Source organism: Finegoldia sp. P3-F-LR (assembly GCF_052932165.1).
The window spans coordinates 79,410-103,474 of sequence record NZ_JBRFJE010000004.1 but is presented as its reverse complement, the minus strand read 5'-3'; the positions used below and the strand labels follow the sequence as shown (position 1 = coordinate 103,474).

Sequence of the window (24,065 nt, the reverse complement as noted above, 5' to 3'; positions counted from 1 at the left end):
TTAAATAGGAAGACTAGCTTCAAGGAGGATAGCTACGACCTCTATCTATACAATTATTATCCCATATGAAAGTGGGATTGAGAATAAAATGTAGTATTCATTACTACAACTATATTATACGAGGAGGACAAATGGATATAAATAAAAGATTTGAACACGATAAATTAAAGAAGTTTCAGATATTTAACGCAGCTCAGCTAAAATACATTGCGTTTACATCAATGCTGATAGATCATGTTAACAACTCGATTGTAACGCATTTTTTAAATGGAAAAGGAGCATTGTTGTATATATCGAACTTTCTATCGATATTAGGAAGAATTGCATTTCCTATTTTTATATTTTTCATTGTTGAAGGATTTTTCAAGACACACGACAGGGCGAAATATCTCAGAAACTTGGTGATTTTTGGGATAATTTCTGAGGTTCCGTTCGATATTTTCACATCGAAGGTATTCTTCGATCCATATTGGAACAATATGATGTTCACGTTGGCTTTGTGTCTTGTAACTGTGTGGATAATTGATTATATTAAAGATAAGTTTAAAAACAGGATACTTTGGTACGGTGCATCTGTAATAATCGTCGCTGTTTTCGGATTCTTGGCAATGTATTTGAGCTTGGACTACGATTATCACGCGATAATTCTAGCTTATTTGTTCTACATTTTCTACGACAAGCCTGTGATTTCCGCAGGTCTTGGATATTTGTCGATTATCAAAGAAGTGTATTCCTTCTTGGGATTCGCCTTTACTGTGACTTACAACGGAAAACGTGGAAAACAAAACAAATTGATAAATTATCTATTCTATCCAGTTCATATATTGATACTTGGACTTATTAGAATGTATTTTAATTTTTAATTGGGAACTTGCTATTTGCAAGTTCTTTTTTACTGAAAATACCCTCATTAATGGTTATTCCAATAATGAGGGTACATTTTTTTACATCTATCAACAATTTTTAATATTCATCTTCTGATATCTACGCTCTATTCTCATATCCTATAGAGAAAAATAGAATTGATATAGCTACTAATACAATTGACAATGGTAGTGCTATAGCAATTAATGCTTCTGGGATATAATCACCAAATATACATATTTTTATTACATATAAAGTGATTAATGCAAAACACACTCCCAAGCACCATTTACAAATATACGCAATATTTTTCATAGTCACACACCTTCTTTTGATTAATTTAATTTTATCATAATATTTTCTATTTATCACTAGTTTTAGTTAGATATTTGTATTATTGAACACGCTATCATATATATAATCAGCCAAAAAATTTCCACTATTTGTTTCCAACACCTTTTACAAACGCAATAAAAGGTGTATAATTAGTATTTTGGAGGCCAAAATGTTTGTAGCAAATACTTATGAAGAACTTATAAATATGGAAAATATAATATTTGTCGATGTTAGAAGCGAGTACGAGTTTCAGAAAGAAACTATACCCGGTTCTATTAATATTCCGATACTAAATAACGACGAAAGAGTGGAAATCTCAACGATTTATGATGCAGGAGATCACGAATGTGCAAAGAAATTGGCGATAAGATATGCATCTGTAAAACTAGAAGACATTTACGTGAAGTTGTTGGATTTGAGCGAAAATCACAACGTGTGCTTGTTTTGCTACAGAGGTTCCATGAGAAGTACTGTGCTTTTTAACATAATGAAATCAATGGGACTTGACATTTACAGGCTAAAAGGAGGATACAAAGCTTATCGTAAATATATTATTGAAAACTTAGATAAGCTTATTAATTCACACGAATACGTAAATATCAAAGGCTACACTGGTGTTGGAAAGACAGAAATTCTGAATATTTTAGAAAATTCTCACAAAAACGTCCTCAACTTGGAACAACTTGCAAACCATAGAGGCTCCATCCTTGGAAATGCCGGATTGAAAAATCAACCATCGCAAAAAATGTTCGAAAGTTTGTTGTTCGATAAGCTCAAAAGTTTTGATAATTCTCCTGTTTTTGTGGAATGTGAAAGTAGCAAAATAGGAAGAATTAATGTTCCCAAATCTTTGAGACAAAAATACAACGGTTCACATCATCAAGTTATGATAAATTCAAGCCTTCAAGATAGAATAGATAGAATAAAAACAGATTATTTGAAAAATGCCGATGCTTTGGAGGATATCAAAAAAGGGATAAATCATTTGTCCAAATACATTGGCAACAATAACTCCTCCATTTTGATTGATAAACTAGAGGACAAAGACTACGATTATGTGATAGAAACTTTAATTACGAAATACTACGATATCAATTACGCAGTCAAAGCAAAAGATTTTGAACTGGAAATAAATAACGTCAACAGCGGAAAATGCGCTGAAGAAATAATGGAATTTTATGCAAAATAATTCTGTATAAATATGTGTTTTTAGTACAACAAAAGCAGATGCTATATAAGACATCTGCTTATTTTTATTTTTTGTAAGTTATATCGTTTCTCTTTGCAACTCTTTGTATGTTTTTTTGGTGAGTTTGTAATCTTTTAAGCCTTTTATCATAGACTTTGTCGATTCTATCGTGGATTAAATCGACCTTTTCAGCGCTTTCAACTCTTTCATCCAACAAGGTTTTGAGCTTTTCTTTGAGGTTGGTTTCTCTTTCAATTCTGTCTTCTAATATTTTGGCGCTGTTTTCTATGAAGGATTTCTTGATTTCCACATGTTCTATCCTGTCTCGAAGAGCAGTCCTTATTTCCGACAAATCAGCTTCAAGTGTTTGTGATCCTTCCAACGCTTTGAGCTTGACATCTTTTCTGATTTCTTTTAAGTAGGATTCCATTTTTTCTTGATATTCAATTATATATCTAAATCCATAAGCTTGTTTTACTGAAATCACAACATCTACTGAAAATATAGCTATAAGAATGTAAATCACGAAGTTGTAGTTGCTGTTTTTGATTTTTTCAGTGAGTTCAAGTATGTATTTGTTGGAATAATTCATCATGAATATGGACATAACTCCGAAAAACAGTGATGATCTGAGGCATATCAGCCCTTTTATGTTCATAAATCTTTCTGTGTAATCCCAATATCTTACTTTGAATATTTTTTCAATCAAATATCCCGTTATAAACTCCAATGCCGTTGCAATTATCAATCCCGAGAAAAATATTACGATGTAAGAATCGTTAAATCTCTCTATTGCGTGATCCACAAAAAGCGTGATGAACACTGCTCCAAACCCATATATCGGAAGTAATGGCCCGTACAAGAATCCTCTGTTAGTAAGTTTTTTCTGTCCAGCGCTTACCCAGATTACTTCCCAAATATATCCAAAAACTGCATAAAAGAAGAACATATATATGAAATTAATTAACTCCATTTTATCTCCTTAAAGACAAAGATAGGCTTTCACCTATCTTTGTGTTTTTGATTTATTTTTGTATATTATTGTATAAACTAGATGTATGATTATTGCAAACGCAAATGGCATATATATTCTACTAAACGAAAATTCTTTCAAATATTTGACTATTGCCATTATGGAAACCACTGCACTTGCAACCAAATACAATCTCAATTCCTTCAAAGATGATATGTCCTCATCTCTTCTGTCGTAAATCATTTTAGTCACGACTAATAACGATGCTACGAAAACTACTAGCATAATTCTTGTGAAATTCTTACCTGATACTGCGATTTCTACTAAAAATCCAGAAAACAGCAAGAATATGACATATGTTATTAGCGTTAACAGTCTATTATTTTTCACTTTATAATGCTTGAGCAGCTGTTATTATAGCTAGCTTGTACACGTCTTCTTCGTTGCAACCACGAGACAAATCGTTAACTGGTTTTGCCATTCCTTGAAGGATTGGTCCTATTGCTTCGAATTTTCCTAATCTTTGAGCGATTTTGTATCCAATGTTACCTGCTTGTAAATCTGGAAATACGAACACATTTGCATGACCTGCTACGTTTGAACCTGGAGCTTTTTGTTTTCCTACAGATTCAACGATACTAGCGTCAAATTGTAATTCTCCATCGATTGGAAGTTCTGGTGCCATTTCTTGGGCAAGTTTAGTAGCGTTGGCAACTTTTTCTGCAAATGAGTGTTTTGCAGAACCTTTTGTAGAGAATGAAAGGAATGCAACTTTTGGATCGATATCGTATAGTTTTGCAGTTTCAGCACTTACAACCCCAACTTCTGCTAATTGTTCTTCGGACAATTCGATGTTGATGGCGATGTCTGAGAATACGTATCTTTCGCCGTTTGGTCCAATCATAACCATTGCTCCTGATACAAGTTTTGTACCTGGTTTTGTTTTGATGATTTGAAGTGCTGGTTTTACAGTGTCTCCAGTTGAGTGAACTGCGCCTGATACAAGTCCGTCTACTTCGTCACAATAAAGCATCATTGTTCCGTAGTAGTTTACATCTTTAAGCATAGTTCTTGCTTGTTCTTCAGTGTTTTTGCCTTTACGTCTTTCAACAAATTTGTCTACTTTTTCATCGAAATCAGAAGCATTTAGTGGATTGATGATTTTAACCCCTTCAATGTTCAAGTTTTCTTGGTTTGCTAATTCTTTGATTTTTTCTTCATCACCTAAAATTACAGGAGTAATGATTTTTTCTTCGTTCAATCTCGCTACTGCTTTTAAAATTCTTAATTCTTCTCCTTCAGGAAATACTATCTTTAAGTTTTTGCCTGAGATTTTTGATTTCAATGATTCAAATATATCCATTTTCTTCTCCTTTATAATAATGTTCTATTTTAAAGCTTTCTTCAAAGCTTCATTTTCTTCTTCGCTTAGTTTTTCGCTACATTTAGCGTTTGTTATGATTTTGATGTAGCTTGTAGATTGTTCTCTTCCGAAAATCGATGTGATTATAAGCCCGTTGTCATTGGCATCCAACAAACATAGTGAATATGAAAGTTTGTTAGTCAAATACTCAAACGCATCATAGTTAACAAGTCCGATTTTTTGAAGTGATATTGCTTGTAAAGTTTCCACAGATTCCAATGTTTTGGACAATTCTTCGATTCTTTTTTGATTTGCCACGATATCTGTAGAATTTTGATTCAAAATATCTTCAATGTCACCATCTTGTGCTCTGAAAAGCGCATCGTATCTTCTTTTGACCCTGTTGACTTTTTTGTTGACGATGTTGATTTTACGGAAATTTATCACGGAAACTAATACCACAAACACCATAAGAATTATCAATATTGTGTTCATAGCACTAGATAGCCCCATCTTTGTCTCCTCTGTTGATTTCTTTCAACGCTTCAATCGCCTTGTCCACTTCTTCTTCAGTGTTGAAATGGCCAAATGAGAACCTAACTGCACCGATGTCTTGTGTATGAATCGTCTTGTGTGCAAGTGGCGCACAGTGAATTCCAGCTCTTGTTGCGATATCGTATTTGTCATCTAGGATGTATGCCAATTGGCTAGAGCCTATTCCTTCAACATTCACAGGCACTACTGGTCCTTGGTGTTCATCCAAACTTCCGTATAATGTGATACCTTTTTCGTCTTTCAAACCATTTATAAATCTGTCTTTAAGACTATTTTCATGATCTCTAATGTTTTTCAAACCTTCTTGTTTGATGAAATCAACTCCTGCAGAAAGTGCATAAATCGCAGGTCCGTTGATAGTTCCAGCTTCTAATCTGTCAGGATATTCGTCAGGTTGTTCCAAATCTTGTGAATGCGAGCCAGTTCCGCCTTGTTTTAAGCTTTTGACATCAATTCCTTCTTTTATATACATAGCTCCCGTTCCCATTGGTCCAAACAACGATTTGTGTCCAGGAAAACACAACACATCTATCGGCATATTTTTCATATCAAAATCCAAATATCCCATAGCTTGTGCAGCATCCACAATGTACAAAATATCGTGAGCGTGCATAATTTCGCCGATCTTGCAGAAATCAACGATGGTTCCTGTCAAGTTACTCATAGCAGTTGTCACGCAAACTCTGGTCTTGTCAGTGATTGCTTCTTCGATTTTGTTGACATCCAAAATCCCACGTTCGTCCGCATACACAACAGTCAAATCGATAAATCCATCTTCTTGCATTTTGTGAAGAGGTCGAATAACTGAGTTGTGTTCCAAAGATGTCGTGATAACGTGGTCTCCTTTTTTAACAAGCCCTTTGATTGCCATGTTCAAGCTATCTGTACAGTTCAATGTGAAAATCAAATTAAGAGGATTCGTTCCGCCGACAAATTCTGTGATGTTCATTCTAGAATTAAAAATCGCCCTATCCATTTTAAGTGACAATTTATGTCCACTTCTTCCCGGATTTGCGGCAAATTCTCTCATTGCTTCATCGAGTTTTTCATAAACTATCTCAGGTTTTGGAAAACTCGTCGCAGCATTATCAAAATAAGTCATTATACCTCACCTATTTTTTTGTATGAAACTTCTTCAATTTCTCTCAATAAAACTTCTGATTTGTCTTCTAATGCTGTGATTTCATCAGCTACTTTCTTACTATCTCCAAGTTGTTTCATGTTGATTTTAGCGTTCAACATTACTGATTTCATGCTAGAATGTAATAAATATGCACTTGCTAAAAGGTCTGTTATTGCATATTTATCGATATATTTTGCAATTTGTTTTACAAGTTCCATTGCTTCCATCATAATTCTAGCAGAAGACATTGGAGATTCTGTAGCGATGATATATCCATCAGCTATCATTTTCTTTCTGTAAGCTTTTTCTTCGTCTGTTTCCTTAGGTAGTTTGTATGCTTGAAGAACAGAGTCAAAGCTTTTAGTATCTTCAACCATTTTTTCCTTTAATTCTTCAATAATTTCAGTAAGTCTGTCTACATGACTTCTGATTTCTTGTTGAGTTTCATCGTCTAATGCTTTGAAAGATTTCTTGTCTTCAGTTAGATAGAAACTCATGTTTCCAATACCTACTCCCAAAAGCGCAGTCAACGCACTTATAGAACCCCCACCTGGAAGTTCCTTTGAGTTTACATTTTTAATAAATTCTTCTAAAGTTTGATCCATAAACATCATAGCTCTAATATCTCCATAATCCTTTCTAAATCTTCATTAGATAGATATTCTATCTCTATACTTCCGCCTTTTCTTCTTGGCTTAATTCTAACCTTTGTAGAGAATTTCTCCAAAAACCTGTTTTGCAAATCCAACAAAAACGGGTCTGTTTCCTTGGACACTTTTTCGATTTCTCTAACATTTGTCTTCTTGGATAATAGCTTGTCCAATAACGCTTTTCTCTTTTTCATATCGTCAATAGCAAGTAAACTTCTAGCTTGTGATGATGTGATGTCGCCTTTTTTTAAGTGTTCCAATGACAACTCATCTAAGTTAAGAAGTCTCAATGTATTTGCAATATATGACCTTGATTTGGACAATTTGTCTGCCAATTCTTTTTGAGTTAAATTATAGTTTTCCATCAAGTTTTTGTAAGCCACAGCCTCTTCAACAGCATTCAAATCCTCACGTTGAATGTTTTCGATAAGCGACACCTCTGCCACTTCACTATCTTCCATTTCCTTAACAATTGCAGGAATCTCAGATAAACCAGCCTCTAAGCTTGCCAAAAACCTTCTTTCTCCGGCGATAATCTCGTATTTTTCGTCCTTTTTTCGAACGATAATCGGAGATATTACTCCGTACTCTTTGATAGAATTTGCTAACTCACGTATTTTATCTTTTTCAAAATGTGTTCTTGGTTGATCTTCTCTTCTAATTATTTTTGATAATTCGATATTAACAATCGAGTCAGAACTTGTCGTTTCTATAATATTTTGTGGTATTAAAGCGTCTAAGCCTCTTCCTAATCCCTTTTTCCTAACCATTATAAAAATTCCTCCGCTAGTCTCGTATAAGCAATAGATCCTTTGGAATTTTTGTCGTAAGATAACGCACTCATTCCATAGCTTGGAGCTTCTGCTAACCTTATATTACGCGGTATCATAGTCGTAAACACCTTGTCCTTGAAGTATTTCTTGACTTCTTCCACCACTTCCAAACTAAGATTATTTCTACCATCAAACATACTCATAACAATACCTTCTATTTCTAAGTTTTCATTGAGTGAACTTCTCACCAAATTAATAGTATTCATAAGTTGACTTACGCCTTCAAGCGCATAAAACTCACATTGGATAGGTATAAGGACAGAATCTGCCGCCACCAATGCGTTTATAGACAACGTCCCCAATGAAGGAGGGCAATCTATAAAGCAAAAATCATATCCACTCACATTAGAAAGTATATTAAATAACACTTTTTCTTTATCATCAGTGTTTATAAGTTCCACCTCAACCCCTGACAAATCAGACGTTGCTGGGATTATATCCACGTTTTTTTCTTCAGTTTTGATAATAAAATCTTCATCAAAATCGTCATGAACCATCAAATCGTAAATGCTTTTTTGAAGCTCAAACTTATTAATTCCAAAGCCTGAAGTCGTGTTACCTTGCGGATCCAAATCCACTACAAGTACTTTTTTTCCTTTCAAACCAAGAGCTGCTGACAAATTAACGACGGTAGTAGTTTTTCCCACTCCACCTTTTTGATTAAATACACATATTGTTTTCAAATTTACAGCTCCTTTCATATTTATTATAGCACAAATAAAGTTGTATTTTATTTTAAAATGTTTCACGTGAAACATTTTCTAAAATCATTAACCTCAGCTCTGCCAAAGCACGATTTGAAACTCTATTTCTGATTTTATTTCGTTCTCCATGAAGCTGTAATTTTAGTGTTTTTATCACATTTTTGTATCCCAAACCAACATAAACAAGCCCAGCGTTTTCTCCTGAAGCGTAACCTGTCGTAGAAATCGCACAGTCAACTCCAAATTTTTCAAACATTCTCTCAACCATCTCAAACGCGACATTTTCACTAACAACACCGTATGTGTCTATAGTTTCAGCCTTAACGCCAAGCAGATCTATCTTAGCCTCATTAGAATACACCACCAATGACCTTTTCAAATAATCGCTAACTCCAGACACATTCACAAGCTTTGATGCAATCATACCACCTGTAATGGATTCTGATGTCATAATCGACAAATCGTATTCTTTCAACACCTTATAGACTGATTCTTCAATTGTTTCATCATTTTCTCCAAAAACATACATGCCCAGTCTTTCTCTAAGCTCTTTTTTCTTTGCATCAATCATCTTAAGAGCAGTTTGTCTGTCACATGCTTTTGCAGTTATTCGAAGTATTCTCTTGTCTTTCTTAAAATACGGAGCGACCGTAGGATTATTTGAAGATTCAATGATATCCTTGACCCTCTCGTTCATGTCCCATTCTCCAAGTATGGATATATTCAAAGTTTCAGAAATAATACAGTCTGTTGCAAATTGCTCCAGAACTTTTTGCACTTGTTGTTCATAAATAGGTTTCATCTCAGCTGGTGGACCTGGAAGAAATAATATTCTCTTTCCATTATGTTCAATCATTGCACAATCTGCTGTTCCATTGAAGTTTTCAAAAACAATCGCATCTTCTGGAAACATACATTGTTTGATATTGCCTTGTATCGCCTTTTCGTCTTCGTTAAAATAATTCCTCAATTTAGCATAGCTTTTTTCATTAAGCACCATTTCCTTGCCAAGACAATCACAGCAGCATTTTTTTGTAATGTCATCTTCAGTCGGCCCCAAACCACCAGTCGTTATAATCAAATCATTTTGTTGTAAACCATCTTTAATTTCCTTGTAAAGCCTGTCGTAATTATCTCCAACCACAACCCTCTTGTACACATCAAACCCCAACTCCTTCATTTTGATAGAAAGGTAGTTAGAATTCGTATCCAAAGTGTCACCAAGCAATAATTCCGTCCCAACGGCTATTATTTGAACTTTCATATCTCCTCCATAGTTTATTACCTATATTTTATTTTCGTCTGTTAAAACGCCTCTCAGAGCGTCGTTTTTTTTCTTCGATTTACAATTAAATTATATCACTAATAAAAATTTGTTTGTAATGTTTCACGTGAAACATTTTAATTCAAAAATAGAAAAACATTCTTCTCTCTCGTAGCATTAAAAATCTTACGAGAAATATCTTTTCTCTTTTCCTCTTAAATCTATCGAAACAAAAAAGTAGAATGCATTCTTGCCTCTCCCGTAGCAATCAAAATCCCACGAGAAATATTTTTTTCTTTTCCTCATAAATCCCCGCAAACAAAAAGCAGATTACCGCGATTGACGGAAAATATCATCTGGAGAAAACAACCTCAAATTCAAGCGAAGTGAATCGTTAAGAAATTGCACTGTCTGAGCGTTAGCGAGTTTGCAATTTTAGATTCACAAGCTTAGAATTTGTTTGTTTTCGTAAGCTAGATATTTGAGCCAATCCGGTTTTCTGCTTATTATTGTGAAATATTCTTTCCTCTCTAGTAGCAATCAAATTTCCATAAATACGACTACTTTTTCCTTTTTCTTCATAAATCTAGCGAAACAAAAAAGTAGAATACACTTTCGCTAAGAATATCATACGTAATAAATTGTTGTGATTTTACATCGAAGAACCACGTCAAAAATCCAACTGTTTGAGAGCTTTAGCTCGAGTTTTGGATTTTAGTGGTTCGAGATTAACAAATCACCAATTTATGGAGTCAGATATTCGTGCAAAATGTTCTTCTACTTTTAGCAATTACAGTAAACTTGTCCCTGTCTTTATATTAAATTCGGTTTTCTGCTTATTATTGTGAAGCATTTTTTTCAAAATCCGTTATTTATAGCGGGTTTTTCTTAGGTTTGCCGCCACCTCGTGGGTATTTCTTCGGCGTTTCTTTGATTTTCTTGATGACAACCAAGCTTCTATCCTCGTCATCTATTTTGTAATCAATAGCTTGTTCTATTTTACCACCGAGGATTTTGATTGCGTTCTCTCCTACGTCTGTTTCGTCGGATTTGCCCTTCATGGCTATCATGTATCCTCCGACTTTTACAAATGGTAAACAGAACTCAGCTAACGTGTCAAGTTTTGACACTGCACGTGATATACAATAATCGTATCGTTCTCTGTATTCAGCAGTTCTCGTGCATTCCTCTGCTCTTTCGTGGACTGCTTTGATGTCTGTAAGTTGTAGTTCATCTATAACATCCTTTAAGAAGTCAACTCTTTTTCTTAAACTGTCGAGCAGTGTGAACTTCAAATCATTTCTCGCTATTTTTATTGGAATTGCAGGAAATCCTGCACCAGTTCCCACGTCAATTATCGTTTTGTTTTCTTCAAAATCGAACAAATTCAATACATACAAGGAATCCACAAAATGTTTCACGTGAAACATTTCTTCATCAGTGATCGCAGTCAAATTCATTACCTTGTTCTTTTCCAAAACCAAATCCATGTATTTCAACAGCAAATCAATCTGATTGTCATCCAATTGTATATCGTAATCGTTCAATGTTTCTTTCAGTGACATTATTTCTTCCTCGTTTCCATATATATCAATAAAACATTGATGTCAGATGGACTCACACCGCTAATTCTGCTCGCTTGTCCCAACGATTCTGGTTTGATGTCGTTGAGTTTTTGCACAGCTTCGTTGGAAAGCCCCATAACTTCCTTGTAATCCTCAATCATATCCAATTTTCTGTTTTCAAGCTTTTTAAATTGCTTGATTTGGCTCATTTGTTTTGCAATGTAGCCCTCGTATTTGATGTGAGTTTCCACTTGTAATCTCAAATATCTCGGTAATTCTGGTCTTTCAGCGTCAAATTCTTCTGTTTTATCGTAAGTTAATTCTGGTCTTTTGATTAAATCCAACAAAGTGATTCCAGTTTTTAGTTCTGATGAACCAAGTTTTCTCAGTTTTTCGTTAGTTTCTTCTGTTGGAGTCACCATGATTGACTTCAATCTCTCGATTTCATCATCAATCGTCTTCTTCTTGTGAAGCATTTTCTCATATCTTTCGTCCGTTGCAAGTCCAATCGCGTGCGCTCTTTCAGTCAATCGCAAATCAGCGTTGTCTTGTCTCAAAGTCAATCGATACTCGCATCTGCTTGTCATCATCCTGTACGGCTCGTTAGTTCCTTTGGTTACCAAATCGTCTATCAATACGCCAATGTACGCGTCGGATCTGTCCAGTACAAATGGCTCTTTGCCAAGCAAATTCATAGCAGCATTGATACCTGCGATAATTCCTTGACCGGCAGCTTCTTCGTATCCACTGGATCCGTTGATTTGTCCCGCAAAGAACAAATTATTGATTTCCAAATGTTCCAAAGTCCTCTTTAATATAGTAGGGTCGATGCAATCATATTCGATTCCGTACGCACTTCTCATAAATCTCACGTTTTCGAAACCAATGATTGTCTTGTACATTTCTTTTTGCACCTCTTCTGGAAGAGTCGATGACACGCCTTGAATGTACATTTCCTTCGTGCTCAAACCTTCAGGTTCCACAAATACTTGATGCTCATCACGGTCTGGAAATCTCACGATTTTGTCTTCAATCGAAGGACAATAACGTGGACCCACACCCTTTACAATTCCAGCATACATCGGAGATCTCTCCAAATTATCCTCAATAATTTGCTTTGTTTTAAGTGTAGTGTAGGTCAAATAGCAGTTTTCTTGCTTCTTTGAAATATCCTTGCCGTCATTCAAAAACGAAAAAGGAATAACATCGTCATCACCAGGTTGCACAGTCATCACTTCGTAGTTCAAACTGTCCTTGTGAACTCTCGCAGGAGTACCAGTCTTGAATCTTCTAAGTTCAATTCCCAACCTCTTCAAAGAATCTGACAATTTCTTAGATGATTTCATACCGTGAGGCCCTGATTCATAAGTGTATTCTCCCATCATCACAAGCCCTTTCAGATATGTCCCAGTCGCAAGAATCACAGCTCTTGTAGGGAAAATAGCCCCTTGTGCAGTTGTAATCGACTTTATTTTGTTGTCTTCAACCCCAATATCCACAACTTCAGCTTCAATCAAATCCAAGTTCTCTGTGTTTTCCAACACGCTTTTCATCTCATCGTGGTATTTTCTCTTGTCTGCTTGAACCCTCAATGAGTGAACCGCAGGACCCTTGGAAGTGTTCAACATTCTCGATTGAATGTACGTCTTGTCGATAACAAGACCCATCTCGCCACCTAATGCGTCAACTTCCTTCACCAAGTGACCCTTTCCAGTGCCACCAATGTTCGGATTACATGGCAAATCAGCCACCGAATCCAAACTAATACTCATAATCGCTGTTTTTAATCCCAACCTCGCTGTAGCCAACGCAGCCTCGCAACCAGCGTGACCTGCGCCTACAACCACAACATCGTAGGGATTTTCATAATATAATCTATCCATTTTATTTACCTATACAAAAATCGCTAAAAATCTTATTCAATACATCGTCATCCACAGTTTCTCCAGTGATTTCGCCTAGAATTTCCCAAGCATTTCTCAAATCAACCTCGAAACAATCAATAGGAACGCCAGCTTCCATATCGTGTAGAGAACTCTCCAAAGATTTAATAGCTTTGTTAATAATATCTCTATGTCTAATGTTAGTAATAATATTGTCGTTATTAGCTTCAATATATCCGTCGTTAAACATCTCTATAATCTTGTTTTCTAAATCCTCGATACCCTCGTTGTTTTTGATTGAAGTGTGAATGACCTCGATTCCTTCCAAGTTTTCATCGAAATCAAATCCACCATCCAAATCAATCTTGTTTAACAAAACAATCGACTTTTTATCTCTAATAAGATCCAAAATCTTCCTATCCTCATCGTCAAACTCTCTCGAAGAATCAAAAATCGCAATAATCAAATCTGAATCAGAAATAAAAGACACAGATTTTTCGACACCGATTTTCTCCACGATATCCTCAGTATCTCTGATACCTGCAGTATCGTTAATCTTAAGACTTATCCCATCCAAATCGATGTATTCCTCGATAACATCACGAGTAGTACCGGGAATATCCGTCACAATAGCTCTGTTTTCCTTCAACAAAGCATTCAACAAAGAAGATTTGCCTACATTTGGCTTGCCAATTATCGTAGTATTGATACCATCTCTGATAATTCTGCCTCTGTTTGCACTCTCAGAAAGCTTTTTAAGCTTATCCAAAACTTCCTTGCCCTCGTTCAAAACAGGAGTGTTGTCCAATTCGTCCTGCATATCTTCAGTAAAATTAATCGAATACTCCACATGAGATAGCATATCCAACAATTGGTCTCTCAACTGTTTGATATTTCTGTTAACACTACCCTCCAACTGCTTCATACTCACGGAATATGCCTTGTCAGTCTTTGCCTTAATCATATCGATAATAGCCTCAGCTTGAGACAAATCAATCCTACCGTTTAAGAAAGCCCTCTTAGTGAACTCACCTGCCTCAGCAAGTCTTGCACCGTTGTTTAATAGAACTTCCAACACCTTTCTCACAGCGACAACCCCACCATGAGTGTAAATCTCCACGACATCCTCACGCGTGTATGTGTGCGGAGCCTTCATATAACAAACCAAGACCTCATCGACGATCTCATTATCGTCAACAATGTGGCCATAAGTCATTTTTCTATTTATAAAATCAGCATTATCATTTGCTCTTTTGAACACAGAATCAAGCACATCCACACAACCCTCTCCAGTCATTCGAACAATGCCAATTCCCGCTTCTCCAGTAGCAGAGCTAATAGCTGCAATACAATCGTCCATATTTAGTCTATCCTTTCATTCTTTATAGCAATATTATATTATATCATACAAAATGATTACAAATAAATAAGAGCCTAATTTCAACAAATTAAACATCCCACAAAAAAAGACCACATACCTAAGATATGTAGTCTTGTAATTTATTTTCTTTTAATAATAACTCTTCTATTAGGCTCATTGCCTTGAGAGAATGTATTCACTTTTTCGTCGTTTTGAAGATAAGTGTGTATGATTCTTCTTTCGTATGGATTCATAGGTTCAAGCTTGATATCTCTTCCTGTTTGAACAGCCTTGTCAGCTAATCTTCTAGCTAATTTTTGAAGAGATCTTTCTCTTTTTGATCTGTATTGGTTACAATCCAAAATAACTCTTATATAAGTATCACTGTTTCTATTAGTAACCAAGTTTACGATATATTGAAGAGAATCCAATGTTTCCCCTCTTTTTCCTATGATAATTCCGATATCAGATTCTTCTGAACACATAATATTGAACTTAATCATATTTCCTTCAGTTCTAGATTCGATATCGCAATCAATTCCCATATCTTCAATCATTTGTTTCAAGAAATTCTTGCTTGTGATGAAAAGTTCGTCGTTTCTATCAATAGTAACATCAGATTCAGCTTCTTGTTCTTCTTCAGTTTCTTCAGATTTTACAGCTTCTTCAGTTTCTTTAACTTCTTCAGCTTCTACTGGTTTTGCTGGTTTTGTTGGTTCTACTGGTTCTACTGGTTTTGCTGATTTTTCTACGATTTCTTCCTTATCATCTTCTGTAGATTTAGTTTCTTCAACTTCTTCTACAATTTTTTTATCTTCTATAACTTTAGTATCTTCTTTTTGTTCTGTTTCAACTGAGTTAGAGTCAGAGTTTAGGATATTCTTCACAAAATCGCCTGTTCCCTTTTCTTTAACATCGTCTTTTAATGACACTCTAACGACAGCGTCCTTTGCTCCAAACAAGCCCAAAAAACCTTGTTTAGCTTCATTTATAACTTCGATGTTAACTTCGTTTCTATTAGCTTGAAGCTTATCCAAAGCTTTATTGACACATTCTTCAACAGTCTTCGCACTAATTACTGTGCTTCTCATCTAACTTCCTCCGCAACATCTTTTTTGTCTTTATTTTTAATTATTAACCTTATTAAAACTTCTATAACGTTTGAAAATCCCCAATAAAGAATCAAACCTGAAGCGTATTTGCTTGAAATGAAGAACATAAATATCGGCATGAAATAAATCATTGATTTGTTCATCATTTCCATTTGATCAGGTTCATTTGACTTCTTATCCTTGTTATTAGTAGGCATACTGATCTTTGCTACTAAAAATTGAGTGAACGCATTTATTAAAGGTAATCCAAATAATACTGGGTCTGGTTTAGTCAAATCAGGTATCCAGAAGAAATTACGAGCAATCTCGTTAATCTTAGCCACATTATCAAACATGTATTTGCCTGGTTCTCTCATTACTCTAAATAATGCCAAAACCAAAACCATTTGTAAGATAATTGGCAAACAACCACTTAAAGGATTGAAATTATACTTCTTGTATAATTCTTGCATCTTTAATTGTTGAGTTTGTGGGTCGTTCTTGTATTTTCTTTGAATTTCCTTAATTTCCGGTTGCATCAAAGCGTTTTGTTCTTGAGTTTTTTGCGTATGAATAGTTACCGGAAGAGTTATAAGCTTATAAATAAGTGTTAATAAAAGAATTGATATCGCAAAATACGATATACTTTTAGGTTCAGCCATCACATGTGAGATGTTTTCATATATAAACCTAAGAATAGTTCCAAATACATTTGCAATTATTTGCAATTCTACAACTCCTTTTTATTTTAGTGGGTCATATCCGCCTTTTGAAAATGGATTACATCTTAAAATTCGCCAAATAGTAAGCCCTAACGCCTTGAAAAACGGCTTTTTTCTGAAAGCCTCCAACGCATATTGTGAACAAGTTGGATAGTATTTACACTTTCCATGCCCCAAATACGGCGATATAGCCTTTTGGTAAAATTTGATTAAAAATATCATCACTTTCGACATTTTTTATTCGATGCCTTTCTACAAACGTGCAATAATGCAGATTCTAGCTGTTTGTAAGTTAAGTCTTCAGTGTTTTTCTTCGGGATAATAACCATATCCAAGCCCTTGTCAAACTCAGAGAAATTAAGCCTTACAATCTCTCTCAGTTTCCTCTTGATTCTGTTTCTTTCAACGGCATTGCCGTACTTTTTAGTAACAGAGAATCCGATTCGAGTTCCTTTTTTTGAATTGTACACTACCAAAGAGAAGTTTCTATTATAATAAGTCTTTCCCCTCTTGTAGACAACATTGTATTCCCTGTTATCTCTTAACCTTACACTTTTATCCATAATAAATTAAAGGCCACAATGAATGTGACCTAAGCTGATAATACTTTTCTACCTTTTCTTCTTCTAGCCTTTAAAACAGCTCTTCCACCTCTAGTAGCCATTCTACTTCTAAATCCGTGGTCTTTTTTTCTTTTTCTGTTATTTGGTTGATAAGTTCTTTTCATCAATCGCACCTCCTAGTATAAAATAAAGGACTTTTGCCTATAAAAACACTACTCCAATTATACTTATGACAATAACAATTGTCAAGCTTTTTTGTTGACAAACGCGAATAAAAAGACAGTTACAAAAAATTTTACTGTAAACAAAATTTTTACATTTTAAATACCAAATCCACAAAACCCAAAAATTTGTGGATAACTTTTATCCACAATTCATTCTAAATTTAAAATATTAAACTCATTTTGGGGATAAGTTATAGCAAACACAAAACCATTTATCAAAATTTTCAATAAATTTGTAATAAAAGATATAATTTGCTATAATTAAAGTATCAAAAAGTATGAAAAGTACGCATTTATTAACAAATTGTGGATAAGTTGTGGATACTATGTGAATTCTTGTTTTAAAACTACACGAATTTGCTGTATATTCTAATTTAATATCCACAATTATTTTTCTATAAATTGATGTGGATAAGTTGTGCGAATGTGAATAAATTATATATTTTTTTTGTTTAAATTGGAAAATAGCTATTTATTTAATGTGGATAACTCATCATTTTGTGGATAAATATGTTGATAAGTAAAAAAACGAGGTGAAAAATGACCGACAAAGATGAACTCTGGTTAAAAATATCTAACACATTTAAACAGGAAATGTCTGATTTGAACTTCAACACATGGATTGCTCCATTAAAACCTCTTTATTTAACAAATACTGAATTTATTTTGCTTTCTCCAAATAGATTTACCAAAAAAACAATCTATAACAAATACTACGACGATATCCAAAAATACTTGGATTTCATCAGTAATGTCAAGAGAAAAGTAGTCATCATAGACCGTTATGAAATGGATAATTACAAAGACGAAAATATAATTCAAAACCAAAACATAGATGGTCAACGATCCATTCTAGTAAGTGAAGAAGTAGCAGAAGATGAAAAATACACTGTAGAAGACAAAAAACCTGAAACAAAACTACCAGAAGAAAAAACTGATTTAAGCCCTTACGGCAAGAATTTAATCAGCAAATACAAATTCGATACATTTGTAAAAGGAAAAAACAACGAACTAGCATTAGCCGCAGCACTTGCAGTCGCACAAAACCCAGCCACAGCATACAATCCATTGTTTATTCATGGAAAAGCAGGATTGGGTAAGACTCACTTGATGCATGCCATTGCTCATGAAATACTTAAAAATAACCCAAAAGCTAGGGTTATTTACACTACTAGTGAATCATTTACAAACGAACTTATATCTTCAATAGGAGATAAATCTACGAAAAAAAATTCACAATTTAGAGAAAAATACCGAAATATAGACGTACTATTAATTGACGATATTCAATTTATAGCAGGAAAACAAGGTACACAAGAGGAGTTTTTCCACACATTCAACGAATTGTACAACCACAACAAGCAAATCATACTTTCCAGTGATAGACCTCCAAAAGAGATAAAAACATTGGAAGAGAGGTTAGTGTCGCGTTTTGAGTGGGGATTAATGGCAGACATTCAACCACCAGATTACGAAACACGTGTGGCTATTATAAACGAGTATTTAGATAGAAATAATACATCACTTACCCCAGAAATAATCGATTATATTGCTATGAATGTCAAAAGCAATATACGTGAGTTGGAAGGGGCAGTAATGAATGTCGTAGGTCAAAAAACTCTGATAGGAGATGGCAACATTACATTAGATTTGGCAAAAAATGTTCTAAAACAACTTATCGCAGACACTCAATTAAGACCTGTAACTATAGATTTAATCATTGAGAGTGTGTGTGATAGGTACAATGTAAGTCAAGATGATTTGCTTTCAAAAAAGAGATCCAAACAAATCGCATATCCAAGGCAAATAGCAATGTATGTGTCCAGAAAATTGTTGGATATTTCTTTGGTTAGTATTGCTTCAAGTTTTGGCAAAGATCACTCAACAGTAATGCATGGAATCAAGAAAATTGAGAATGATATCAAAAAAAGTTCAGAATTTGATGAAGAAATTGATAACCTAATCAACTACATTCAAAATTCTTAATTTATTAAACTTTATGATTGTGGATAAGTTTATTTTAGAGTTTTCTATCCACAATTTAATATTAATAACTATGTGGATAAGTTGTTGATAACTTTAAAGTGATAAACTAAAATTGTAAAAAGTTGATAATGTTGATAATCGCACAGCTTGTGCCAATTATATACACATCGTTATCAATATATAAAACACCACAAATTACAAACAAACTAGAGTTATCCACAATACAAACAGCCCTACTACTACTATTACTAACTATTATTATTATTTGTATAAACGAAAGGTAAAATATGAAATTAAAAATATCGCAAAAAGAATTACTTAAACATATCAATATTGTGCAAAAAGCGGTGTCATCTAGAACGACTATTCAGATATTAGAAGGAATTTTGTTCATCGCAGAAGAAAATTGTCTTAGACTTGTTGCTACGGATTTGGAACTTATTGTGGATACTAGAGCAAATTGTGAAATCTACGAAAAAGGTCAAATTGTAATTAATTCATCAATGATAGGAAATATCATTAGAAAACTTCCTGACGATGATATTTATATTGAAGTGGACGATAATAATATCAATATTAAATGTTTATCTACGGAATTCAACATTCAAGGTCAAGATTCAAACGAATTTCCATCTCTTCCTTATATAGATAAGGATGTTAAATTGACTTTGGAACAATCTGAACTTAGAGATTCCATCAGAAAAACATCATTTGCAACAAGTATGGACCAAACAAGACCAGATTTGACAGGTGTTTTGTTCAATATTATGAACGATAGGATTGAATTTGTGGCCTTAGATGGTTACAGAGTTTCACTTGATTGTATGAGTAATGTGAGTGAGTTTGAAATGAAGGCTATTGTTCCAGCGAGAGCTTTGAATGAAGTTTACAAGATTTTGGAAGAAGGGGAAATAACTCTTAACATTATTACTGGAAATATTATTTTCAAATTGGAAAACACTGATGTTTATTCTAGATTAATCGATGGTCAATATATCGATTACAATCAAGTTATGAAACAAGATTTTTCGACTGTCGTTACTATAGAAAAGAGAGCTTTGCAAATGGCGTTGGAAAGAGCGTCTTTGATGGCAAAAGAAGACAAGGCAAACTTGGTTAAGCTTGATTTTTCTGGAAATGAATTGCATATTTCATCTAATACTGATATTGGTAAGGTCGATGAGTATGTGAAGTGCGAAATCGGTGGAGAAGATTTGAAGATTGCTTTTAATGCTAAGTATTTGTTAGATGGCTTGAAGGTTATTGATGATGACGATATTACATTGAATATGAGTGGAAGTCTAAGACCTATGGTGTTTAAGCCACTTAACGATACGAATTACACTTATCTTGTCCTTCCGGTAAAACTTGCAGGAGGTAATAATGATTAGTGTTAAAATTGAGTCTGAATTTATAAAATTGGAACAGTTTCTAAAATTCGCATCCATCGCACAAACTGGTGGCATGGCGAAAGAACTTATTAAAGAATCCATGGTTAAGGTTAATGACGAGGTGGAGATAAGACGCGGCAAGAAGATTTATCCAGGAGATGTAGTGGAATTTGAAGGAGAGAAATACGTAGTCGAATAATGATCGTTCAAAAATTAAAATTATATAATTACAGGAATTTCTGTGAAATAGAATTGGATTTTTGTGATGGTCTGAATCTGATTGTAGGCAGAAATGCCTCAGGTAAGACTAATATTTTGGAAGCTATTAATGTAGCTTTGAAAGGAAAAAGTTTCAAAACCAATACCAATTCTCACTTGATTAAATTCGGTGAAGATGAGGCTCGTATTGTAATGGATGTCTACGATGATGGTTTTGAGGATAAGATAGATATTACTATTAAAAGTAACGAAAAGATATTCAATGTGAATGAAGCTTTTGTGAATACAATTAAAGAATACAACGAGTATTTTGAGTGTATTGTTTTTAAGCCAGATGATTTGAAGATAGTAAAAGAATCGAAATCTTTGAGAAGAAAATTCTTGGATGAGTCCATAAGTGGTGTGGATAACTATTACAGGACTGTTTTGAAACAGTACAATCAAGTGTTGGATGAGAGAAATAAGCTCATCAAAAACCACAGGTACAATTCGTATTTTAATGAACAGCTTAAGGCTTTGAATATTCAATTGGCAGACACGGGCTCATATATTATGCACAAGAGAAAAAGCTATGTCGAAAGGCTTCATCTTATCGCAAAAAACGTGTGCTCAAATTTGAGTGATGAGAATGATAAGCTGGACATGGAAAATAATTTTTCGATAGAATATGTAGAGGATATGACTAATCAAAAGAATACTTATTACAAGAGTTTGGTAGATATTTTGGATAAGGATTTGGAAAATAAGCAAACTAATTTAGGTATCCATCGTGATGATTTGGATATTTTAATCAACGACAAATCGGCTAAGTTTTTTGCATCTCAAGCTCAGGTGAGAACTGCTATTTTATCGATGAAGCTTGCACAATTGGATTTGAGTAGATTTTATAATGATAGATTGCCAATTATTTTGTTGGATGATGTGTTCAGTGAACTTGACGATTACAGAATCAACTACATCATCAGATATATCAAGGATTTTCAAGCTTTTCTGACGACTTCAGAAAGAGCTCCAGAAGGGTTGTACACGATAAAAATAGGTGAATGATATGTATTTGGATATTGGCAACAACACATTAATTGATGAAAATGAGATTATAGCAGTGGTTAATGTCTCGGACAAGTTCTTCACAGATTTCAAGAAGGATGATTTGGATTATACGAAAAACGTGGAATTTGTGAATGAAGATGAGGACATTACTATAAGGTCTATAGTCATAACAAATAGAGGAGTTTACAAGTCAAATATCAGTGGGAATTATTTGATGAATAACTTTATGAAAGGAATATAATGAAGAAAAATAGAGAATATACTGCAGATCAGATTACAGTATTAGAAGGATTGGAACCGGTTCGTGTAAGACCAGGGATGTATATCGGTTCTACTGATGAAAAAGGTCTACACCATTTGGTGTACGAAGTAGTCGACAACTCAATTGATGAGGCGTTGGCTGGTGTGTGTGATTTGATTAAGGTTACTATAAAAAAGGACAATTCAGTTATTGTAGAAGATGATGGTTCTGGTATTCCAGTTGAAACACACCCAAAAACAGGTAAATCAACGCTTGAAACTGTACTTACAGTGCTTCATGCGGGTGGTAAATTTTCAAACGACGCTTATCAATACTCAGGTGGTCTTCACGGTGTTGGTGTAAGTTGTGTAAATGCTTTAAGTACATATCTTATTGCCAGAGTCAAAAGAGACGGCAAAATGTACGAACAAAGATTTGAAAAAGGAAAAACTGTTACAGAACTTACTGTTATAAAAGAAAATGTCAGAGGAACTGGAACAACAATTGAATTTATGCCGGACAATACGATTTTTGAAACTTTGAATTTCGACAAAAATGTTCTTGCAAAAAGATTCAGAGAAATGGCGTTTTTGAATAAGGGCGTGAAGATAGAATTTGCTGATGAAAGAGAAGGCTACAAGGAATTGTTCCACTACGAAGGTGGTATCAAATCATTTGTAGAATACATCAACAAATCCAAAAAGCCTTTGGATCACGAAGTTATGTATATCGAAGGAGAAAAAGAAACTACTAAAGTGGAAATAGCTATGCAATACACTGAAAGCTATAACGAAACTATAGTTTCATTTACTAATAACATTAAAACAGTTGACGGTGGAACACATGTTGTAGGATTTAAATCTGCACTTACTCGTGCTCTTAACGATTACGCAAGAAATAAAAACATATTAAAAGAAAAAGACGATAACTTATCTGGTGATGATGTCAGAGAAGGTATCACTGCTGTTGTTTCAGTAAAACTTAACAACCCACAATTTGAAGGACAAACCAAAGGAAAATTGGGTAACTCAGAAGCTAGAACTGTTGTAGACAGCGTTGTGTACGAACATTTGAGTTTTTATTTTGAAGAAAACCCAAAAATCGTCAAGACAATCATTCAAAAAGCATTGGCATCTCAAAAAGCGAGACTTGCCGCAAGACGTGCAAGGGATTTGGTTCGTAAGAAATCAGTGCTTGACAATACGACACTTCCAGGAAAACTTGCCGACTGCCAAAGCTCAGACATTGAACACAACGAAATCTTCCTTGTCGAAGGGGATTCTGCCGGTGGTTCTGCAAAAGGTGGCAGGGACAACAAATTCCAAGCTATTTTGCCATTGAGAGGTAAAATCTTAAACGTAGAAAAAGCTCACCTTGAAAGAGTTTTGAATTCAGAAGAAATCAAAGCTATGATTACTGCATTTGGAACGGGAATTGGCAAAAACTTCGACATTAGTAAACTTCGTTACGGCAAAATCGTAATAATGACCGATGCCGACGTCGACGGAGCTCACATTAGAACGCTACTACTCACATTCTTGTACAGATTTATGAAGCCATTAGTGGAAAAAGGTCACGTCTACATCGCACAACCACCACTTTACGGAATCATCAAAGGTGTTAAGGTAATGGAATATTGCTACACAGAAAAAGAATTGGAAGAAGCTTTGGAAAAATACGGCGAAAGAAGTAACATCAAAGTTCAAAGATACAAAGGTCTTGGTGAAATGAACGCAGAACAATTGTGGGATACTACAATGAATCCTGAACACAGAATCCTAATCAAAGTCGAAATCGACGGAGAAGATGAAAACGAACTCGACAACACATTCGATGTTTTGATGGGAGACAACGTAGAACCAAGAAGAGAATTTATAGAACAAAACGCTGTTTATGCACAAAACATTGACGCTTAG

General features: G+C 34.5%; 25 protein-coding genes. 8 read left to right on the top strand and 17 right to left on the bottom strand.

Annotated features, from left to right (window positions below; genetic code table 11):
• Positions 1 to 131: 131 nt before the first annotated feature.
• Entirely contained in the window at positions 132 to 863 is a 732-nt protein-coding gene (locus ACU68U_RS03005) for a TraX family protein (protein WP_094206560.1), read from the top strand.
• Positions 864 to 1,369: 506 nt separating this feature from the next.
• Positions 1,370 to 2,389, top strand: a complete 1,020-nt coding sequence (gene mnmH, locus ACU68U_RS03000) for a tRNA 2-selenouridine(34) synthase MnmH (protein ID WP_094206562.1) — start codon at positions 1,370 to 1,372, stop codon at positions 2,387 to 2,389.
• A 64-nt stretch (positions 2,390 to 2,453) separates the two neighbouring features.
• On the opposite strand, the gene ACU68U_RS02995 is transcribed toward mnmH, so the two are convergent.
• The 17 genes from ACU68U_RS02995 to rpmH form a co-directional block, all read right to left on the bottom strand.
• Positions 2,454 to 3,362 carry a putative ABC transporter permease gene (locus tag ACU68U_RS02995; protein ID WP_094206563.1) on the bottom strand — a complete coding sequence of 303 codons (909 nt, stop codon included), beginning with the start codon at positions 3,360 to 3,362 and terminating at the stop codon, positions 2,454 to 2,456.
• A 33-nt stretch (positions 3,363 to 3,395) separates the two neighbouring features.
• Positions 3,396 to 3,752 carry a hypothetical protein gene (locus ACU68U_RS02990; RefSeq protein ID WP_446762727.1) on the bottom strand — a complete coding sequence of 119 codons (357 nt, stop codon included), beginning with the start codon at positions 3,750 to 3,752 and terminating at the stop codon, positions 3,396 to 3,398.
• Between the two features lies 1 nt (position 3,753).
• The gene (gene pta / locus ACU68U_RS02985) at positions 3,754 to 4,725 is read right to left on the bottom strand and encodes a phosphate acetyltransferase (protein WP_094204536.1); all 972 of its coding nucleotides are present in this window, start codon (positions 4,723 to 4,725) and stop codon (positions 3,754 to 3,756) included.
• Positions 4,726 to 4,749: 24 nt separating this feature from the next.
• Positions 4,750 to 5,238 carry a DUF4446 family protein gene (locus ACU68U_RS02980; RefSeq protein ID WP_094204537.1) on the bottom strand — a complete coding sequence of 163 codons (489 nt, stop codon included), beginning with the start codon at positions 5,236 to 5,238 and terminating at the stop codon, positions 4,750 to 4,752.
• Complete coding sequence (locus ACU68U_RS02975) at positions 5,225 to 6,382, bottom strand: aminotransferase class V-fold PLP-dependent enzyme (RefSeq protein WP_446762726.1); 1,158 nt, start codon at positions 6,380 to 6,382, stop codon at positions 5,225 to 5,227. Before ACU68U_RS02975 ends, ACU68U_RS02980 begins: the two co-directional genes overlap by 14 nt.
• Positions 6,382 to 7,017, bottom strand: coding sequence for a cyclodeaminase/cyclohydrolase family protein (locus ACU68U_RS02970; RefSeq protein ID WP_094206565.1), 636 nt, complete (start codon positions 7,015 to 7,017; stop codon positions 6,382 to 6,384). Before ACU68U_RS02970 ends, ACU68U_RS02975 begins: the two co-directional genes overlap by 1 nt.
• Positions 7,014 to 7,823: a ParB/RepB/Spo0J family partition protein gene (locus ACU68U_RS02965; protein ID WP_094225266.1), complete on the bottom strand. Its 810-nt coding sequence runs from the start codon at positions 7,821 to 7,823 to the stop codon at positions 7,014 to 7,016. Before ACU68U_RS02965 ends, ACU68U_RS02970 begins: the two co-directional genes overlap by 4 nt.
• The gene (locus tag ACU68U_RS02960) at positions 7,823 to 8,569 is read right to left on the bottom strand and encodes a ParA family protein (protein WP_446762725.1); all 747 of its coding nucleotides are present in this window, start codon (positions 8,567 to 8,569) and stop codon (positions 7,823 to 7,825) included. The genes ACU68U_RS02965 and ACU68U_RS02960 overlap by 1 nt, the downstream gene beginning before the upstream one ends.
• A gap of 52 nt (positions 8,570 to 8,621) precedes the next feature.
• Complete coding sequence (locus ACU68U_RS02955) at positions 8,622 to 9,854, bottom strand: competence/damage-inducible protein A (protein WP_094206470.1); 1,233 nt, start codon at positions 9,852 to 9,854, stop codon at positions 8,622 to 8,624.
• A gap of 872 nt (positions 9,855 to 10,726) precedes the next feature.
• A complete protein-coding gene (rsmG, locus tag ACU68U_RS02950; protein ID WP_446762724.1) occupies positions 10,727 to 11,419 on the bottom strand; it encodes a 16S rRNA (guanine(527)-N(7))-methyltransferase RsmG in 693 nt (230 codons plus the stop codon).
• Entirely contained in the window at positions 11,419 to 13,302 is a 1,884-nt protein-coding gene (gene mnmG, locus ACU68U_RS02945; RefSeq protein ID WP_446762723.1) for a tRNA uridine-5-carboxymethylaminomethyl(34) synthesis enzyme MnmG, read from the bottom strand. The genes rsmG and mnmG overlap by 1 nt, the downstream gene beginning before the upstream one ends.
• Before the next feature lies 1 nt (position 13,303).
• Positions 13,304 to 14,662 (bottom strand): tRNA uridine-5-carboxymethylaminomethyl(34) synthesis GTPase MnmE, encoded by a 1,359-nt coding sequence (gene mnmE / locus ACU68U_RS02940; protein ID WP_304067323.1) that lies wholly within the window; start codon positions 14,660 to 14,662, stop codon positions 13,304 to 13,306.
• Positions 14,663 to 14,802: 140 nt separating this feature from the next.
• Positions 14,803 to 15,753 (bottom strand): RNA-binding cell elongation regulator Jag/EloR, encoded by a 951-nt coding sequence (gene jag / locus ACU68U_RS02935; protein WP_154271745.1) that lies wholly within the window; start codon positions 15,751 to 15,753, stop codon positions 14,803 to 14,805.
• Positions 15,750 to 16,481: a YidC/Oxa1 family membrane protein insertase gene (locus ACU68U_RS02930; protein WP_316082705.1), complete on the bottom strand. Its 732-nt coding sequence runs from the start codon at positions 16,479 to 16,481 to the stop codon at positions 15,750 to 15,752. The genes jag and ACU68U_RS02930 overlap by 4 nt, the downstream gene beginning before the upstream one ends.
• A gap of 15 nt (positions 16,482 to 16,496) precedes the next feature.
• Positions 16,497 to 16,709 (bottom strand): membrane protein insertion efficiency factor YidD, encoded by a 213-nt coding sequence (gene yidD / locus ACU68U_RS02925; RefSeq protein ID WP_094206476.1) that lies wholly within the window; start codon positions 16,707 to 16,709, stop codon positions 16,497 to 16,499.
• Positions 16,697 to 17,038, bottom strand: coding sequence for a ribonuclease P protein component (rnpA, locus tag ACU68U_RS02920; protein WP_002835949.1), 342 nt, complete (start codon positions 17,036 to 17,038; stop codon positions 16,697 to 16,699). Before rnpA ends, yidD begins: the two co-directional genes overlap by 13 nt.
• 29 nt (positions 17,039 to 17,067) lie before the next feature.
• Complete coding sequence (rpmH, locus tag ACU68U_RS02915) at positions 17,068 to 17,202, bottom strand: 50S ribosomal protein L34 (RefSeq protein WP_094204583.1); 135 nt, start codon at positions 17,200 to 17,202, stop codon at positions 17,068 to 17,070.
• Positions 17,203 to 17,802: 600 nt separating this feature from the next.
• Between rpmH and dnaA the strand changes: the two genes are divergently transcribed.
• From dnaA to gyrB, 6 genes are all read left to right on the top strand, one after another.
• Positions 17,803 to 19,248 (top strand): chromosomal replication initiator protein DnaA, encoded by a 1,446-nt coding sequence (dnaA, locus tag ACU68U_RS02910; RefSeq protein WP_446762722.1) that lies wholly within the window; start codon positions 17,803 to 17,805, stop codon positions 19,246 to 19,248.
• Between the two features lie 287 nt (positions 19,249 to 19,535).
• Positions 19,536 to 20,639, top strand: a complete 1,104-nt coding sequence (gene dnaN, locus ACU68U_RS02905; RefSeq protein ID WP_446762721.1) for a DNA polymerase III subunit beta — start codon at positions 19,536 to 19,538, stop codon at positions 20,637 to 20,639.
• On the top strand, positions 20,632 to 20,838 hold the full coding sequence (yaaA, locus tag ACU68U_RS02900; RefSeq protein ID WP_446762720.1) for a S4 domain-containing protein YaaA: 207 nt from the start codon (positions 20,632 to 20,634) through the stop codon (positions 20,836 to 20,838). The genes dnaN and yaaA overlap by 8 nt, the downstream gene beginning before the upstream one ends.
• On the top strand, positions 20,838 to 21,905 hold the full coding sequence (gene recF, locus ACU68U_RS02895; RefSeq protein WP_446762719.1) for a DNA replication/repair protein RecF: 1,068 nt from the start codon (positions 20,838 to 20,840) through the stop codon (positions 21,903 to 21,905). The genes yaaA and recF overlap by 1 nt, the downstream gene beginning before the upstream one ends.
• 1 nt (position 21,906) lies before the next feature.
• Positions 21,907 to 22,149 carry a DUF370 domain-containing protein gene (locus tag ACU68U_RS02890; RefSeq protein WP_094206481.1) on the top strand — a complete coding sequence of 81 codons (243 nt, stop codon included), beginning with the start codon at positions 21,907 to 21,909 and terminating at the stop codon, positions 22,147 to 22,149.
• Complete coding sequence (gene gyrB / locus ACU68U_RS02885) at positions 22,149 to 24,065, top strand: DNA topoisomerase (ATP-hydrolyzing) subunit B (RefSeq protein WP_446762718.1); 1,917 nt, start codon at positions 22,149 to 22,151, stop codon at positions 24,063 to 24,065. Before ACU68U_RS02890 ends, gyrB begins: the two co-directional genes overlap by 1 nt.